At 36.6% G+C, this 16,563-nt stretch carries 18 protein-coding genes; all 18 read left to right on the forward strand.

Going from position 1 to position 16,563, the window contains the following annotated elements; all coding sequences use genetic code 11:
• Window positions 1–281: 281 nt before the first annotated feature.
• The 18 genes from ftsY to topA all read left to right on the forward strand — a co-directional run bounded on the left by ftsY (window position 282) and on the right by topA (window position 16,494).
• Entirely contained in the window at window positions 282–1,271 is a 990-nt protein-coding gene (ftsY, locus tag JM172_RS12350; RefSeq protein WP_214482655.1) for a signal recognition particle-docking protein FtsY, read from the forward strand.
• A gap of 87 nt (window positions 1,272–1,358) precedes the next feature.
• A complete protein-coding gene (locus JM172_RS12355; RefSeq protein WP_214482656.1) occupies window positions 1,359–1,691 on the forward strand; it encodes a putative DNA-binding protein in 333 nt (110 codons plus the stop codon).
• Between the two features lie 15 nt (window positions 1,692–1,706).
• Window positions 1,707–3,047 (forward strand): signal recognition particle protein, encoded by a 1,341-nt coding sequence (ffh, locus tag JM172_RS12360; RefSeq protein WP_214482657.1) that lies wholly within the window; start codon window positions 1,707–1,709, stop codon window positions 3,045–3,047.
• A 94-nt stretch (window positions 3,048–3,141) separates the two neighbouring features.
• Window positions 3,142–3,414, forward strand: coding sequence for a 30S ribosomal protein S16 (gene rpsP / locus JM172_RS12365; RefSeq protein WP_214482658.1), 273 nt, complete (start codon window positions 3,142–3,144; stop codon window positions 3,412–3,414).
• A 14-nt stretch (window positions 3,415–3,428) separates the two neighbouring features.
• Window positions 3,429–3,659: a KH domain-containing protein gene (locus JM172_RS12370; protein ID WP_214482659.1), complete on the forward strand. Its 231-nt coding sequence runs from the start codon at window positions 3,429–3,431 to the stop codon at window positions 3,657–3,659.
• 459 nt (window positions 3,660–4,118) lie between these two features.
• The gene (locus JM172_RS12375) at window positions 4,119–4,505 is read left to right on the forward strand and encodes a YlqD family protein (RefSeq protein WP_214482660.1); all 387 of its coding nucleotides are present in this window, start codon (window positions 4,119–4,121) and stop codon (window positions 4,503–4,505) included.
• A 12-nt stretch (window positions 4,506–4,517) separates the two neighbouring features.
• The gene (gene rimM, locus JM172_RS12380; RefSeq protein WP_214482661.1) at window positions 4,518–5,033 is read left to right on the forward strand and encodes a ribosome maturation factor RimM; all 516 of its coding nucleotides are present in this window, start codon (window positions 4,518–4,520) and stop codon (window positions 5,031–5,033) included.
• A 2-nt stretch (window positions 5,034–5,035) separates the two neighbouring features.
• Window positions 5,036–5,767 (forward strand): tRNA (guanosine(37)-N1)-methyltransferase TrmD, encoded by a 732-nt coding sequence (trmD, locus tag JM172_RS12385; protein ID WP_214482662.1) that lies wholly within the window; start codon window positions 5,036–5,038, stop codon window positions 5,765–5,767.
• Between the two features lie 140 nt (window positions 5,768–5,907).
• Window positions 5,908–6,252, forward strand: a complete 345-nt coding sequence (gene rplS / locus JM172_RS12390; RefSeq protein ID WP_214482781.1) for a 50S ribosomal protein L19 — start codon at window positions 5,908–5,910, stop codon at window positions 6,250–6,252.
• A 74-nt stretch (window positions 6,253–6,326) separates the two neighbouring features.
• Complete coding sequence (lepB, locus tag JM172_RS12395; RefSeq protein WP_214482663.1) at window positions 6,327–6,860, forward strand: signal peptidase I; 534 nt, start codon at window positions 6,327–6,329, stop codon at window positions 6,858–6,860.
• 22 nt (window positions 6,861–6,882) lie between these two features.
• Window positions 6,883–7,737, forward strand: coding sequence for a ribosome biogenesis GTPase YlqF (gene ylqF, locus JM172_RS12400; protein WP_214482664.1), 855 nt, complete (start codon window positions 6,883–6,885; stop codon window positions 7,735–7,737).
• A 579-nt stretch (window positions 7,738–8,316) separates the two neighbouring features.
• Window positions 8,317–9,102, forward strand: a complete 786-nt coding sequence (locus JM172_RS12405; protein ID WP_214482665.1) for a ribonuclease HII — start codon at window positions 8,317–8,319, stop codon at window positions 9,100–9,102.
• Window positions 9,103–9,108: 6 nt separating this feature from the next.
• Complete coding sequence (locus JM172_RS12410; protein WP_214482666.1) at window positions 9,109–10,839, forward strand: hypothetical protein; 1,731 nt, start codon at window positions 9,109–9,111, stop codon at window positions 10,837–10,839.
• Entirely contained in the window at window positions 10,836–11,117 is a 282-nt protein-coding gene (locus tag JM172_RS12415; RefSeq protein ID WP_214482667.1) for an EscU/YscU/HrcU family type III secretion system export apparatus switch protein, read from the forward strand. Before JM172_RS12410 ends, JM172_RS12415 begins: the two co-directional genes overlap by 4 nt.
• A gap of 98 nt (window positions 11,118–11,215) precedes the next feature.
• Window positions 11,216–12,376 (forward strand): ADP-forming succinate--CoA ligase subunit beta, encoded by a 1,161-nt coding sequence (sucC, locus tag JM172_RS12420; protein WP_214482668.1) that lies wholly within the window; start codon window positions 11,216–11,218, stop codon window positions 12,374–12,376.
• 18 nt (window positions 12,377–12,394) lie between these two features.
• Entirely contained in the window at window positions 12,395–13,297 is a 903-nt protein-coding gene (gene sucD, locus JM172_RS12425; protein ID WP_214482669.1) for a succinate--CoA ligase subunit alpha, read from the forward strand.
• Between the two features lie 63 nt (window positions 13,298–13,360).
• Window positions 13,361–14,242 (forward strand): DNA-processing protein DprA, encoded by an 882-nt coding sequence (dprA, locus tag JM172_RS12430; RefSeq protein WP_214482670.1) that lies wholly within the window; start codon window positions 13,361–13,363, stop codon window positions 14,240–14,242.
• A 176-nt stretch (window positions 14,243–14,418) separates the two neighbouring features.
• Window positions 14,419–16,494 (forward strand): type I DNA topoisomerase, encoded by a 2,076-nt coding sequence (topA, locus tag JM172_RS12435; protein ID WP_214482671.1) that lies wholly within the window; start codon window positions 14,419–14,421, stop codon window positions 16,492–16,494.
• Window positions 16,495–16,563 lie beyond the last annotated feature (69 nt).

Genomic DNA, 16,563 nt, shown 5'->3' on the forward strand with positions numbered 1-16,563 from the left:
CCTAAAGTAAAGAAACCATTACTTGATATTAACTAAAGGATCTTTTCATAAACTTTGTTACTATTGCAATTAAATTAGTTCTATAAAAAGTGGTTTGCTCCGTCCCAGAACATAAAGAATTAAAACTAAAAAGCCACTGGTTTATATAGTTATTCAAAGTTATGCAATAGAAAAGATGCCACCGAACGCTAGTTGTATAGGTGTTGTTTCTAAATGCGAAAACAACCTAACTAAAAGGTACGTGAGTAACGATTTTATGACATAAGAAGGGAAGAACAATTATGAGCTTTTTTAAAAAATTGAAAGAAAAAATTACTAAGCAGACAGATTCTGTAACAGAAAAATTTAAAGATGGTTTATCGAAAACAAGGAATTCTTTTTCAGAAAAGATGAATGACCTTGTTGCGAGATACAGGTCTGTAGATGAAGATTTTTTTGATGAGTTGGAAGAAATCTTAATTGGAGCAGACGTAGGTGTAGCAACTGTAATGGAATTAATTGATGAATTAAAAATGGAGGTAAAGCGTAGAAATATACAGGACACGAGAGAAGTTCAAGATGTTATTACGGAAAAGCTAGTTGATATTTATGAAGGACAGGACGATTTATCTGCAAATATAAATATTCAAGAGCAGTCTTTAACTGTCATTTTGTTCGTTGGAGTTAATGGTGTTGGGAAAACAACTACGATTGGGAAGCTTGCAAATAAATTTAAAAATGAAGGAAAATCAGTATTATTAGCAGCAGGAGATACATTTCGTGCTGGTGCTATAGACCAACTGGAAGTATGGGGAGAAAGAGTTGGTGTGGATGTAATTAAGCAATCTCCAGGCTCTGACCCTGCTGCTGTTATGTACGATGCTGTTCAGGCAGCTAAAGCTCGTAACGCTGATATTTTATTATGTGACACAGCCGGTAGATTGCAAAACAAAGTCAATCTAATGAAAGAACTTGAGAAGGTGAAGCGTGTGATCGAACGGGAAGTTCCTGGGGCTCCCCACGAAGTCTTACTCGTTTTAGATGCTACCACAGGTCAAAATGCTATGAGTCAGGCCAAGCAATTTGCAGAATCAACAGATGTGTCAGGAATTGTTTTAACAAAGTTAGACGGTACTGCAAAGGGAGGTATCGTATTGGCTATTCGAAACGAGCTATCGATTCCTGTTAAATTGGTCGGTCTTGGGGAACAAGTTGATGATTTACAACAATTTGATCCAGAACAATACGTCTTTGGCTTGTTTGCTGGTTTAATCGCAGATACTGAAGCATAAAAGAGCTGTTAAGAAAAAAACTTGACATTAATGATTCGACCTAGTACAATTTGTAAAGGTAATTCACTTAACATAGGGGGAAAGACTATGCTTGAAAAAAAGACAAGAATGAATTATCTATATGATTTTTATCATTCGTTGTTAACGGAAAAACAACAAAGCTATATGTCTTTATATTATTTAGACGACTTTTCCCTTGGTGAAATTGCTGAACTGTTTAATGTTAGTCGCCAGGCAGTATATGATAACATTAAACGTACAGAAACGATGCTTGAACAGTATGAAGAAAAGTTGTTGTTATTTCAAAAATTTCAGCAACGTCAACAACTTTTTTCTGATCTGAAAGAAATCATGTCAAGTAGCGTTCAAGATAATACAAAACAGCTTGCAGTACTTAATGAACTCGAGAAATTAGAGTAAGGGAGCGGCACAGAAATGGCATTTGAAGGATTAGCCGACCGACTGCAAAATACAATTAAGAAAATCACAGGCAAAGGAAAAGTAACGGAAGCAGATGTAAAAGCGATGATGCGAGAAGTGCGTCTTGCATTATTAGAAGCGGACGTTAACTTTAAAGTTGTTAAGGATTTTGTGAAACGAGTCAGTGAAAGATCCGTCGGTCAAGAGGTTATGAAGAGCTTAACCCCTGGTCAACAGGTTATTAAAGTAGTAAAAGAAGAGCTGACTGAACTGATGGGTGGAGAGCAAAGTAAAATTGCAGTAGCAAATCGTCCACCAACTGTTATTTTAATGGTAGGGTTACAAGGTGCAGGTAAAACAACTCATACTGGGAAAATAGCAAATTTACTTAGAAAGAAATATAACAAAAATCCACTTCTAGTAGCTGCTGATATTTATCGACCTGCTGCTATAAAACAACTACAAACGTTAGGGAAACAGCTGAATATGCCGGTTTTCTCTCTTGGTGACCAAGTGAGCCCGGTGGAAATAGCTAAACAGGCAATCGCGCAAGCAAAAGAAGAACATAATGATTATGTTCTTATTGATACTGCTGGGCGACTCCATATCGATGAAGCATTAATGGATGAGTTAGCTCAAATCAAAGAGGTAACAAACCCTCATGAAATTTTCTTGGTCGTCGATGCAATGACAGGTCAAGACGCTGTTAACGTAGCTGAAAGCTTTAATAGCCAACTTGGAATTACAGGTGTAGTTTTGACGAAGCTTGATGGAGACACACGTGGTGGTGCAGCATTATCGGTAAAGGCTGTTACAGGTAAACCAATTAAGTTTGTTGGTTTGGGAGAAAAGCTTGATGCGCTTGAAGCATTTCATCCTGAACGCATGGCATCTCGTATACTAGGTATGGGGGATGTACTAACATTAATTGAAAAAGCTCAAGCTACAGTTGATGAAGATAAAGCCAAAGAGTTAGAACAAAAAATGAGGACAATGTCCTTTACTTTTGATGACTTTTTGGAACAACTATCCCAAGTTCGTTCAATGGGCCCTCTAGATGACTTAATTAATATGTTACCTGGAGCAAACAAAATGAAAGGTCTAAAGAACGTTCAAGTGGATGAAAAGCAAATTGGTCATGTTGAGGCTATTATTCGCTCGATGACCAAAGTTGAAAAAGTTCAGCCAGAGATTATTAATGCAAGTAGAAAGAAGCGAATTGCAAAAGGAAGCGGAACTTCTGTTCAAGAAGTTAACCGTTTGTTGAAGCAGTTCGAGGACATGAAGAAAATGATGAAACAAATGACGAACATGTCCAAAAGTAAGAAAAAGGGTATGAAATTCCCTTTTATGTAGGGAAAATAATACTGTTAAGAAAAAACACTTTACAAACATATTGATTTTTTGATAATATACTATTCTGTGTGAAATATTTTCGGAGGTGCTTATAATGGCAGTAAAAATTCGTTTAAAACGTATGGGAGCAAAAAAATCTCCTTTTTATCGTATTGTAGTAGCAGATTCACGTTCACCACGTGATGGTAGAATCATCGAAACAGTTGGAACATACAACCCAGTTGCAGAACCAGCTCAAGTAAACATCAATGAAGAGTTAGCTCTTAAGTGGATGCAAGATGGAGCAAAACCATCTGATACTGTTCGTAATCTATTCTCAAAACAAGGGATTATGGAAAAATTCCATAATGCTAAAAACAGTAAGTAACAGTTGTGAATCGGATGAGACAGTTAATTGAAACGATCGTAAAAGCCCTTGTCGATTATCCGGATGATGTATTGGTGAAAGAAACATCTGATGAACGCAACATAACATACCATTTATCTGTTCATAAAGAAGACATGGGGAAAGTAATTGGTAAGCAAGGTCGAGTGGCAAAAGCGATACGCACTGTTGTTTATGCAGCGGGTGCAAGTGAAAAGAAACGAATTCATCTAGAGATTAATGACTAATAGCAATGTTAAGCAAATCACATGAACGGGATTTACGTGGGATCAAGCCAACGCAGTAATTCTACAAACATATTTCCCAGACGATTTGAACATCCGCTAAATGTACGTGTTCAAATGGGAGGAGAAAAAGGTCTGAGAAGAACAAGCCAACGCAGTAATTCTACAGACATATTTCCCGGACAATTTGAACATCCGTATATAGAGAAAAGGGTGGGGGGTAACCTCCTCCCTTTCTTTACATTTTAGACGTGCTTTGTTTAGGGAAGAGAAAACTACTAACAAAGGTCGTCACTTCACCTATCCATATGAAGGTCAAATGGTTTCGTGTGTATGGGTGAAGTACTAAGCTTGAATGAGAACGATATACTTCTTTGTTATAATTGTAGGTATACAAGTGTAGTTAACATGAGTTTCAATGTACAATTAGGCTAGAACGAACCTATCAAAGGGATGGTTGCGATGAAAATTATACAAAATATAATTGTAAAGCAAGTTCTCACTGAGAAAAGTAAAGACGGTCTACTAGATAAGTTTCAACAGTCAAAATTTCAATTACAAAAAGAATGTGATCAGCTACGATTTGAACGTAAGAAAATGGAAAATAATAAGAAGTATCAGGCATCAACACTACATACATATTTTGAACGAGAAATAAATTCGAGACTGGATAAAATTAAAGTTTTGGATTTTCAAATTGAACAGCTAGAAATTTTACCTATTGGCAGTGAATTAAGAGAAAAAGAAGTGCAGGCCATTGTCGATATAAATGTTGGTGATAGTTGGGACGACATATCTCATGAGAAAACAATTATTATCAAGGAAGGTATTGTAGTAGAAATGAGATAGAGGTGAAGTTAAATGGGTAAGTGGTATAATGTTGGGAAAATTGTTAATACTCATGGTATTAAAGGAGAAGTAAGAGTCATTTCTAAAACTGATTTTGCTGAAGAACGTTATGAACTAGGGAATAAGCTGTATATTTTTACAGGTGAAAATAATCAACCTATCGAGGTTGTAGTTAAAAGCCATCGCTTGCATAAAAATTTTGATCTGTTGACTTTTGAGGGCTACCACAACGTAAATGAAGTTGAGAAATATAAGGGCTCCTTACTAAAAGTGCCTGAGGATCAATTAAGTGAACTTGATGAAGGTGAATTTTATTTCCATGAAATTATCGGTTGCCATGTGTATACAGATGAGGCGAAAGAACTAGGTACGGTTAAGGAAATATTAACACCAGGGGCAAATGATGTGTGGGTCGTCAAAGGACATAATAATCAAGAAATACTCATTCCGTATATCGATGACATTGTGCTAGATATTAATATTCATGACAAGAAGATTGTTATAAAACCTTTAGAGGGGTTACTTTAAATATGAAGATTGACATACTTACATTGTTCCCTGAAATGTTTGAAGGCGTATTCGGTCAGTCTATATTAAAAAAAGCACAAGACAAAGAAGCTGTATCATTAAAAGCAACTAATTTTCGTGATTATACGACTAATAAGCATGGGAAAGTTGATGATTATCCATATGGTGGTGGGGCAGGTATGGTATTAACCCCACAACCTATTTTTTCAGCTATTGAAGACTTGAGCAAAGATATAAATACGAATCCTCGAATTATATTAATGTGCCCTCAAGGTGAGAAGTTTAATCAAAGTAAGGCAAAAGAACTATCAACAGAGGATCATCTAGTGTTCATTTGTGGCCATTATGAAGGGTACGATGAAAGAATACGCGAACAACTAGTTACTGACGAAATATCCATTGGTGATTTTGTATTGACAGGTGGAGAATTGGCTTCGATGGTCGTTATTGATAGTGTTGTAAGACTCCTTCCTGGAGTGTTAGGAAATGATGAATCAGCTGTTGAGGAGTCATTTTCAATGGGTTTGCTTGAACACCCTCAATATACAAGACCAGCAAACTTCCAAGATCATCAAGTGCCAGAAGTTTTATTATCTGGGAATCATCAAAAAATTTCAGAGTGGCGTCAAAAAGAATCTTTGAGACGTACACTGCTTCGCCGACCAGATTTATTGAATCAAGCTGACCTTACACCTCAACAAGAAAAATGGTTAGAAGAGTTAAAAAAACAATAAAGCTAGTTATTGCATGTCATTCATTTTTATGCTATGATATTTTTTGTGACTAAGGATGAATATCCTTATGTTACTGATGACTGATGTTCCGCTGTAATGTAAAACATTGGAATGAACATCTGTGGAAGGAGTTGAAAACGATGCAACAATTAATTGAAGAAATCACAAAAGAACAGTTAAGATCAGATCTTCCTGAATTCCGTTCTGGTGACACTGTACGTGTACACATTAAAGTTGTCGAGGGTAGCCGTGAGCGTATCCAGGTGTTTGAAGGTGTAGTAATTAAGCGTCGTGGTGGCGGGATTAGCGAAACATTTACTGTCCGTAAAGTATCTTACGGTGTAGGTGTTGAACGTACATTGCCATTACATTCACCTAAAATTGCTAAACTTGAAAGAATTCGACGTGGTAAAGTACGCCGTGCAAAACTTTACTACTTACGTAACCTTAGAGGTAAGGCTGCGCGTATTAAAGAAATTCGATAATAGAACTAAAAAGGAGCTTGTCTATCAAGCTCTTTTTTCATATATAAGATTAAAAAAGTATAGGTGGTAGCGTTATGACAACTAAAAAAAATGAATTATTTGAGTGGGTTAAAGCCTTAATTATTGCCATATTGTTAGCTGCGGTCATCAGATACTTTCTATTCGCTCCAATCGTCGTTGATGGAGAGTCAATGATGCCAACCTTAAATAATACAGACAGAATGATTGTCAATAAAATCTCATACACAATCGGCGAGCCTCACCGCTTCGATATCGTTGTTTTTCATGCTAATGCTGAAAAAGATTACATTAAAAGAGTGATTGGTTTGCCAGGTGATCATGTAGAATACAAAGATGATACACTTTTTATTAACGGTGAAAAGTTTGAAGAGCCATATTTAGATGAGAAAAAGAAAGAGCTAATAGCAGGTACACCTCTTACGGACCCATTTGAAGTCACAGTTCCGGATGGAGAGTTATTTGTTTTGGGAGACAATCGTCGTGCAAGCAGAGACAGCCGTCATATTGGAACGATACCTATTGACGAAGTCCTTGGAAAAACTAGTGTTGTGTATTGGCCGTTTTCTAAAATAAGGATAGCAAACTAGTAAGAGAGGATGAAATGAAAAAATGACAATTCAATGGTTTCCGGGGCATATGGCTAAAGCAAAACGCCAGGTCATTGAAAAAATAAAACTCATAGATATCGTCTTTGAGCTTGTAGATGCACGTATTCCAGCTTCTTCAAGAAATCCAATGGTTGATGAAATGATTAGTAATAAGCCAAGGCTTATACTACTTAATAAAGCAGATATGGCCGACCCAAGTAAAACAAAAGAATGGATTGATTACTTCCAACAACGAGGGGATCGAGCTATACCAATTGATTCACAGTCAGGTAAAGGAATGAAGCAGATTGTTGCCATTTCCAAAGAAATGCTGCAAGACAAATTTGATAAGATGAGACAAAAAGGCGTGAAACCACGTCCGATTAGAGCTGTTATAGTAGGAATTCCTAATGTAGGTAAATCAACGTTAATCAATCGTCTTGCAAAGAAAAAAATTGCACAGACAGGTGATAGACCGGGAATAACAAAAGCACAACAGTGGATTAAAGTTGGTAAAGAATTAGAACTCTTAGATACTCCGGGTATTTTATGGCCGAAGTTTGAGGACGAAGCTGTTGGGTTAAAGCTTGCTACAACAGGTGCTATAAAAGATACGATATTAAACTTACAAGATATTACTGTATACGCTTTAAGATTCTTAAGCCATCAATATCCAGATCGGCTGAAAGATAGATACAATTTGCAAGAAATTCATGATGACATCGTCATAACATTTGATGAAATCGGCAAAAGACGAGGCTGTATCATGGCTGGTGGGATAATAGATTACGATAAAGTATCTGAGTTAGTGTTAAGAGAAATACGTTCAGAAAAACTAGGACCATTAACATTCGAAAGTCCTGCCGAAAATGAATAACATAGTGTTTTAAGAGGTGATATACATATCTCCTCACGTCAATTGACATGAAGTCTCTTCAGGGTAGCACGAGGTCACTAGCCCTGTTCTTTGTGTAACAAATGTCTTCGATTGACGTCGCTCAGTTAAGGCCTTACCTTATCTGAGTTTATCTTGCCTTGCTCGCTTATGTTAGCGAGCCTTTATTTTTTTTATTTAGAACCGATATAATGACTATGCTGTTTGCTATTGATTGTTGTACTTCGTACGAATAAATAAGTACGGATACAACGATCGTTTCGTGGAATCTTTACTACTATAAAATGTTGATAATCACATAAGAACTTCTTTATAATGTGGTATTTAGTATAAATATTAACAAAGTTTACATAGATAGTCTTATATAAAGAGTCTACTTCTAAGCAGTATTGACACGGGTCAATGACAGCTGTATACGTAGCGCGTTGATTTTTTCTTACAAAAGATCAACACATGTAAAGTGTTATGGCGTTTGTTTCCACAAACATATTACTACATAATAATAATTTTGAAAGAATGATAAAGTTTACGCAGAGAGCCATATTGAAAGAGTGATTGAGAATGAATAAACTTACAGTAAAACAAATAAAGCAAATTTTAGATGGGACGACTAATATAGAGGATCCAATTATTAAAAAATGCGAGGATGATGATCGAAAAGGTGTTCAACAACTACTGACTAGGTGGTTGAAACAACAGGAGGAACATCACACTCAACAACAGCTATTTATTGAGATGAGTACATATGAGCAAAGCCTATATAAACAAGGGTATAATAGCATTGCAGGTATAGATGAGGTTGGTAGGGGACCACTTGCTGGTCCAGTTGTAGCTGCAGCTGTGATATTACCTAAAGACTTTTATTTACCAGGGTTAAATGACTCCAAAAAGCTATCATTTAAGAAGAGGGAATATTTGTATGATTATATTATGGAGCATGCGGTTACAACAAGTGTTGGCATTGTTTCTGCACAGAAAATAGATGAAATAAATATATATCAAGCAACAAAATATGCCATGAAACAGGCAATTGAAGACCTTAACGTACAGCCTGATTTTCTATTGATCGATGCCATGGAATTGTCAACGGACTTACCACAGTTATCGATAATAAAAGGTGACTCAAAAAGTATTGCAATAGCAGCTAGCTCTATTGTAGCTAAAGTGACACGAGACAGGATAATGATTAACTTAGCAGAAGAGTTTCCTCAATATCAATTCGAAAAGCATATGGGGTACGGCACAAAAGAGCATATGACAGCGTTGCAACAATTTGGCGTAACGAGAGAACATCGTAAAACATTTAGCCCGGTGCGTGAGACATTAGAAATGGTCAGTGAGGTGTAAACAATAATGATTCATCCGTCGCTTATACACACTTTTATTAACGATACACAGATTCAACAAACTAAAGCGGTATCAATAAATCAAGGAGATATTTTTCAAGGGAAAGTAACGAAGCTTTTTCCTAATGATATTGCTGCTGTTCAAATTGGTGGAATGAAATTATTGGCTTCATTTGAAGTACCGTTATCGGTAGGTGTAAACTATTGGTTTCAGGCTACAAATCATGAGGGGCAATTAAATTTAAAAGTAATAGGAAATGCCGCATCTACAAAAAATCAAATGAACGAATCTAATATGATCACCCAACTGCTCAGTCAATTTCAATTGGATGACTCAAAGGCTAATATAGCTCTTCTCCGTTTTTTGATGAAAGAAAACATGCCCTTCACGAAAGGGGAGATCAACCATGCTAGTAATTGGTTTCTACAATCTACTGATCGTGAAGGAACGTTACAAACGATTAAAACGATGCTCGTTAATGACCTCCCATTTACGGATGAAGTTTATCATTCAATTTCTTCTACATACGGCAAAGAGCCGTTAAGCAAACAGTTGCATCAAATTCAAGAATTATTAGGAGCTCAACAGTTCCAATCAGCAGAGAATAAACTGCTGCAAGCGAAAATAGCGTCGATTATTTCGGTAAATAGTCAATCGCAAGAAACCACTTTAAGTAAGCTTTTGCAGACGCTCGTTGATGACAATACTCACATAGCGGACAAACAAACTATATTATCAATACTTGATAAACTTACTGTACAAACAAACAAATCCAACAATACTATACAAGTAGATATTGATTCTTCCAAGGAGCTAGGGAACAGGTCTAATTTATTACCAAGTGTTGAAAAAGTGGTTTCTCAACTACATACGATATTAACGGCGGAGGGAATAACCGACAAAGATAAAAGTATCATCGGAACAATTTCTTCACGTCTAGGATCAAATATGGATGTGAGTGGCATAGGCAATAAATTAAATGAAATTGTTGAGCAAATAACAAAAGGTAAAGATGATTTAATAGGTTTTAGTACTAAGGAGAAACAGCTTCTTTTCCAACTTGGTCAATCAATTCAAAATAATGATGGTTGGGAAAATGGAACGGCAGTTAAAATGGCATTTCAACAAATTAGTAATTCGATGGGCTTAGACTATGAATCACTATTAAAAGACTTTACAAAAACCCCTCACGAAATTGAAAGATTAGAGTCAATAAAACCATTGCTGTTAACTATTTTACAACAGTCTATTTCTAAGCAGCTAAATGAAAGCATTGAGGGCGTTTTATACAGATTAAATGCTCAACAGTTGTTAAGTCAGGAACAAGGTCCATTTCAACATATAATGATGCAGCTACCTGTACCGTTATACGATCGGTTGACTGATGTATCAATTCAATGGAGTGGAAAAAAACAACAGAGTGGCGAAATTGACCCGAATTTTTGTCGAGTCATCTTTTTTGTGGAGTTAGAATCAATAAAGGAAACAGTTATAGATGTACACATTCAAAATCGTATTATTAATATTTCAATTATTAATGATACGGAAGGACTGGCTAATCTCATTAAAAGTATGCAAAATGTTTTGAAAGAAAATTTACTTTCGTTAAACTATCAGCTATCTTCAGTTAAAGTTTTGCAATCGGCTGAAGGAAAACAAAATGTGTCAATCACTCAATCTATAGCAGAGAAAAAGCATGTCGATAACAACTATTATGGAGTAGATATACGTATATGAGTGAAAAAGTAGATTTAATTAAAGAAGTGATTGCACTTAAATATGATAGCGAAAAAAAATCTTCCCCAACGGTTGTTGGCAAGGGAAGAGGGATTGTTGCAGAGAATATTATTTCTCTAGCTGAAGAGCATAATATCCCTCTTCAGGAAGACCCTACACTCGTAAATTTGTTAAGTCAGCTAAATATAAACGAAGCAATTCCTGAAGAATTATATGAAGCAGTAGCAGAAATATTTGCCTTTATTTACCGTGTGGATAAACAACAAGGTGAAAGATAAAAATAATAATTTTGTTGGAATGCTAGACAATATACTAGCCATTATATAAAATGAAAGCGCAGTCTATTTTATTTTGTTATTTAGTAGGAGGATGGGAAATGAATATCCATGAATATCAAGGGAAAGAAATCCTCAGAAGTTACGGGGTAGCCGTTCCGAATGGCAAAGTTGCCTTCTCAGCTGAAGAGGCAGTTGAGGCAGCGAAGGAACTAGGAACGGAAGTTTGTGTTGTGAAAGCGCAAATCCACGCTGGTGGTCGTGGTAAAGCAGGTGGCGTAAAAATTGCGAAAAGTATTGATGAAGTTCGTACATATGCAAATGACCTTTTAGGTAAAATACTTGTTACTCATCAAACGGGTCCAGAAGGTAAAGAAGTCAAACGCCTATTAGTTGAAGAGGGCTGCGATATTAAAAAGGAATACTATATAGGACTTGTATTGGATCGTGAAACTTCCCGTGTTGTCTTAATGGCATCAGAGGAAGGCGGTACAGAAATTGAGGAAGTAGCAGAAAAAACACCAGAGAAAATTTTTAAGGAGTACATTGATCCTGTAGTTGGATTAACTGGCTTCCAAGCACGACGAATTGCATTTAATATTAATATTCCTAAAGAACTAGTGAACAAGGCTGTCAAATTTATGATAGGTCTTTATACAGCATTTATCGAAAAAGATTGTTCCATTGCTGAAATTAACCCACTTGTTGTAACAGGTGATGGGAACGTTATGGCGCTAGATGCAAAATTAAACTTTGACTCAAATGCTCTCTATCGTCAAAAAGATGTTTTAGCTTACCGTGATCTTGATGAGGAAGACCAAAAAGAAATTGAAGCTTCGAAATATGACTTAAGTTATATTTCATTAGACGGTAATATCGGTTGTATGGTTAACGGAGCGGGTCTTGCTATGGCGACGATGGATATTATTAAACATTACGGCGGTGACCCAGCAAACTTCCTTGATGTTGGTGGTGGTGCAACTGCTGAAAAAGTAACAGAAGCTTTCAAAATCATTCTATCTGATGAAAGTGTTAAAGGGATTTTTGTTAATATTTTCGGAGGAATTATGAAATGTGATGTTATTGCAACGGGTGTTGTAGAAGCAGCTAAACAAGTAGAATTAAGCGTTCCTCTTGTTGTCCGTTTAGAAGGAACAAACGTCGACCTAGGGAAGAAAATTTTACAAGAGTCTGGTTTAAATATTATTGCAGCAGAATCAATGGCTGATGGTGCTCAAAAAATCGTAGAACACGTAGGGTAAGAAAGGCAGGGGAACGAAATGAGTGTATTTATTAATAAAGATACAAAAGTAATCGTCCAAGGTATCACAGGTTCAACAGCTCTTTTTCATACTAAGCAGATGTTAGAATATGGCACGCAAATCGTTGCTGGTGTGACACCAGGAAAAGGTGGAACTGAAGCTGAAGGCGTTCCAGTATTTAACACGGTTGAAGAAGCAGTGAAGGCAACAGGCGCTAATGTATCTGTCATATATGTGCCAGCTCCTTTTGCAGCTGATGCAATTCTAGAAGCAGTAGATGCTGAGCTTGACCTTGCGATTTGTATTACTGAACATATTCCAGTTCTTGATATGGTAAAGGTTAAGAAGTATATGGAAGGTAAAAAGACCCGTTTAGTTGGACCAAATTGTCCAGGGGTTATTACTCCTGAGGAATGTAAGATCGGTATTATGCCTGGGTACATTCATACAAAAGGGCATGTAGGTGTAGTGTCTCGTTCTGGAACATTAACCTATGAAGCAGTTCATCAGCTATCACAAGCTGGAATTGGTCAATCTACTGCAGTAGGGATTGGTGGAGACCCTGTGAATGGGACGGATTTTATCGATGCTCTCAAAGCATTTAATGAAGATCCAGACACATATGCTGTAATTATGATCGGGGAAATCGGTGGTACAGCTGAAGAAGAAGCTGCATTATGGGTGAAGGAAAATATGACAAAACCTGTAGTCGGATTTATCGGTGGGAGAACAGCGCCTCCAGGAAAACGTATGGGACATGCTGGTGCCATTATTTCTGGTGGAAAAGGTACCGCTGACGAAAAGATTAAAGTGATGAACGAGTGTGGAATTCAAGTTGCTGATACTCCAGCTGTAATGGGAGAAACTTTAATTTCTACCCTTAAGGAAAAAGGCATTTACGAAAAATGTAAAACTCATTAATCTATAAATAAATAGTCCCATACCACTCGGTTTGGGGCTATTTAGTCTGAAAGGAAGGAGCTCATGGACACTTTTCGCAAAAGATTAATACATTTACATCATTGTAGAGGCATCGGATGGAGGTCAATAAAAAACCTCTTAACTTACGATCCGAATTTAACAAGAATCTATCAATCTTCTTTTACAGATCTTCAACCACATCTCCCAATCTCCACTTCTCAGCTGAAAAATCTCATGAAAGATTTGCATTCTTCTAACATCCAAAGTATGCTAAATAAGTATAGTGATTACAATATTCACATTGTTACAAAATTTGACGATGAGTATCCAAACATGCTAAAACAAATATATGATCCCCCTTGGGTAATCTATGCCAAAGGAGATATTCGATTACTTTCAGATCAAAAATGTCTTAGTGTTGTGGGGGCGAGATATCCTTCTTCATATGGTTTGAAAAGTATAGAAAGGGTCATTTTACCTTTAATTCAGTCGGGGTGGACCATTATTAGTGGCTTAGCAAAAGGCATTGACTCTAAAGCACATGAGTTAGCTTTATTAAACAAGGGGAAAACTATCGCTGTTATTGCAGGTGGTTTTCAATATATTTATCCAAAAGAGAATGCAAAACTTGCAAATATGTTAAGTAAGGAAAATTTATTATTATCAGAATACCCGCCCTTCGTAAGACCTGAACGCTGGCAATTTCCTATGAGGAATAGAATTATTAGCGGTTTGTCGTTCGGTACAGTTATTATAGAAGCAAGAGAATCGAGTGGTTCGCTCATTACAGCTGATCAAGCCTTAGAGCAAGGGAGAGAGGTATTTGCTATACCAGGTTCAATTTTTGCTGAGCATTCAATTGGAACGAATAAGCTCATTCAACAAGGGGCAAAGCTCGTTATGTCGAGCAACGATATTGAAGCTGAAATGATATCACAAATATAAGGTTTGTTAACTTTTTTGAGAGTAGTGTTTGACAAACTGTATGTGAATATTTAATAATAGTGAAGATTTTATAAATCAGAAAAAATTATATTAATATTGAGAGTTGAGAAAATAGATAGGCCATTTGTAAACGCCTAGAGAATTATTATCATTACCCTCTTGAGGAGGACATTTGAATGTCAGATTATCTAGTTATTGTGGAATCGCCTGCTAAGGCGAAGACGATTGAACGATATTTAGGAAAAAAATATAAAGTAAAAGCTTCCATGGGACATGTTAGAGATTTACCGAAAAGTCAAATGGGTGTCGATATAGACAAAAACTTTGACCCAAAGTATATTACGATAAGAGGTAAAGGGCCAGTCTTAAAGGAATTAAAAAATGCTGCTAAAAAAGCAAAAAAGATTTACTTAGCGGCTGACCCTGATCGTGAAGGAGAAGCGATCGCTTGGCATCTTGCTCACAGCCTAGCAATCGATGTTAATTCAAACTGCCGTGTCGTATTTAATGAAATAACGAAGGATGCGATTAAAGAGTCATTTAAGCATCCCCGTGCGATAAACATGGATTTAGTCGATGCCCAGCAAGCTCGAAGAGTACTTGACAGATTAGTAGGGTATAATATTAGTCCTTTATTGTGGAAAAAAGTAAAAAAAGGATTAAGCGCTGGAAGAGTACAGTCAGTAGCGGTTAGATTAATTATTGATCGAGAAAAAGAAATAGGGGAATTTATCCCAGAAGAATATTGGTCAATCAGATCCGATTTTGTTAAAGGCAAAAAACAGTTCGAAGCTTTCTTTCATAGTATCGAGGGTGAAAAGTTAGAGTTAAAATCGGAAGACGATGTAAAAAGTGTACTAAGTAAAATAAACGGGAATGAATTTAAAGTAAATAACGTGACAAGAAAGGAACGAAAACGTAATCCAGCGCTGTCATTTACGACATCATCATTACAACAAGAAGCTGCACGAAAGCTAAATTTCCGTGCAAAAAAGACAATGATGCTTGCACAGCAACTCTATGAAGGGATTGAGCTTGGTAAGGGTGGTACGGTCGGTCTCATTACATACATGCGTACTGATTCTACAAGGATTTCTGATACTGCCCAAAATGAGGCTGCTGCTTACATAGAAGATAAATATGGAACCCAATATTTATCCGAGGATAAACGCAACAAAAAAAAGAAAGCAAATACTCAAGACGCACATGAAGCAATAAGACCAACTGGTACACATCGAGATCCAGCTTCAATTAAACAGTATTTAAGTAGAGATCAATTTCGTTTATACAAGCTTATTTGGGAACGGTTCGTTGCGAGTCAAATGGCTCCAGCAATAATGGATACGATGACTGTTGTGCTAGAAAATGAAGGTGTGATGTTTAAAGCACATGGCTCAAAAGTAAAATTCCCTGGGTTTATGAAAGTGTACGTTGAGAGTACAGATGATCAAGAAGAAGAAAAAAATCATATGTTACCTGATCTACAAAAGGGTGATACAATCATTTCGAAGGACCTAGAGCCAAAGCAGCACTTTACACAACCACCTCCGAGATATACAGAAGCAAGGCTAGTAAAGACGCTCGAAGAGTTAGGGATTGGAAGACCATCAACGTATGCGCCTACCTTAGATACCATCCAAAGACGTGGTTATGTTGCGTTAGAAAATAAGCGGTTCACTCCAACTGAATTAGGTGAAATAGTATTGGACCTCATAGTTGAATTCTTCCCAGATATTATTGATGTAGAATTTACAGCTAATATGGAACGAAATCTTGACGAAATTGAAGTTGGAGATGTTGAATGGATTTCGATTATTGATAAATTTTATCAAGACTTTGAAAAGCATTTAACAAAAGCAGAGAAAGAAATGGAGAAAGTCGAGATTAAGGATGAACCTGCAGGTGTTGATTGTGAGCTTTGTGGGAATCCAATGGTCATAAAGATGGGAAGATACGGTAAGTTCATGGCCTGCTCAAATTTTCCTGATTGTCGTAACACGAAGCCAATCGTAAAAGAAATTGGTGTTCAATGTCCAAAATGTAATAAAGGGAGTATCGTTGAACGTAAAAGTAAAAAGAAAAGAGTATTTTATGGATGTAACTTATATCCAGAATGCGATTTTGTTTCTTGGGATAAACCGATTGCACGTATGTGTCCTAAATGTGACCACATGCTTGTTGAGAAAAAACTGAAAAAAGGTATGCAAGTTCAATGTGTAAATTGTGACTATAAAGAAGAGCAACAGAAGTAACCATAAAGGTGAGCTGACTTGACGCTCACCTCTTTTAGATAGCAAAAAACTGTGAAAGTTAATGCAATA

This window comes from Bacillus sp. SM2101 (genome assembly GCF_018588585.1).
GTDB classification, from domain to species: Bacteria; Bacillota; Bacilli; order Bacillales; family SM2101; genus Nanhaiella; species Nanhaiella sioensis.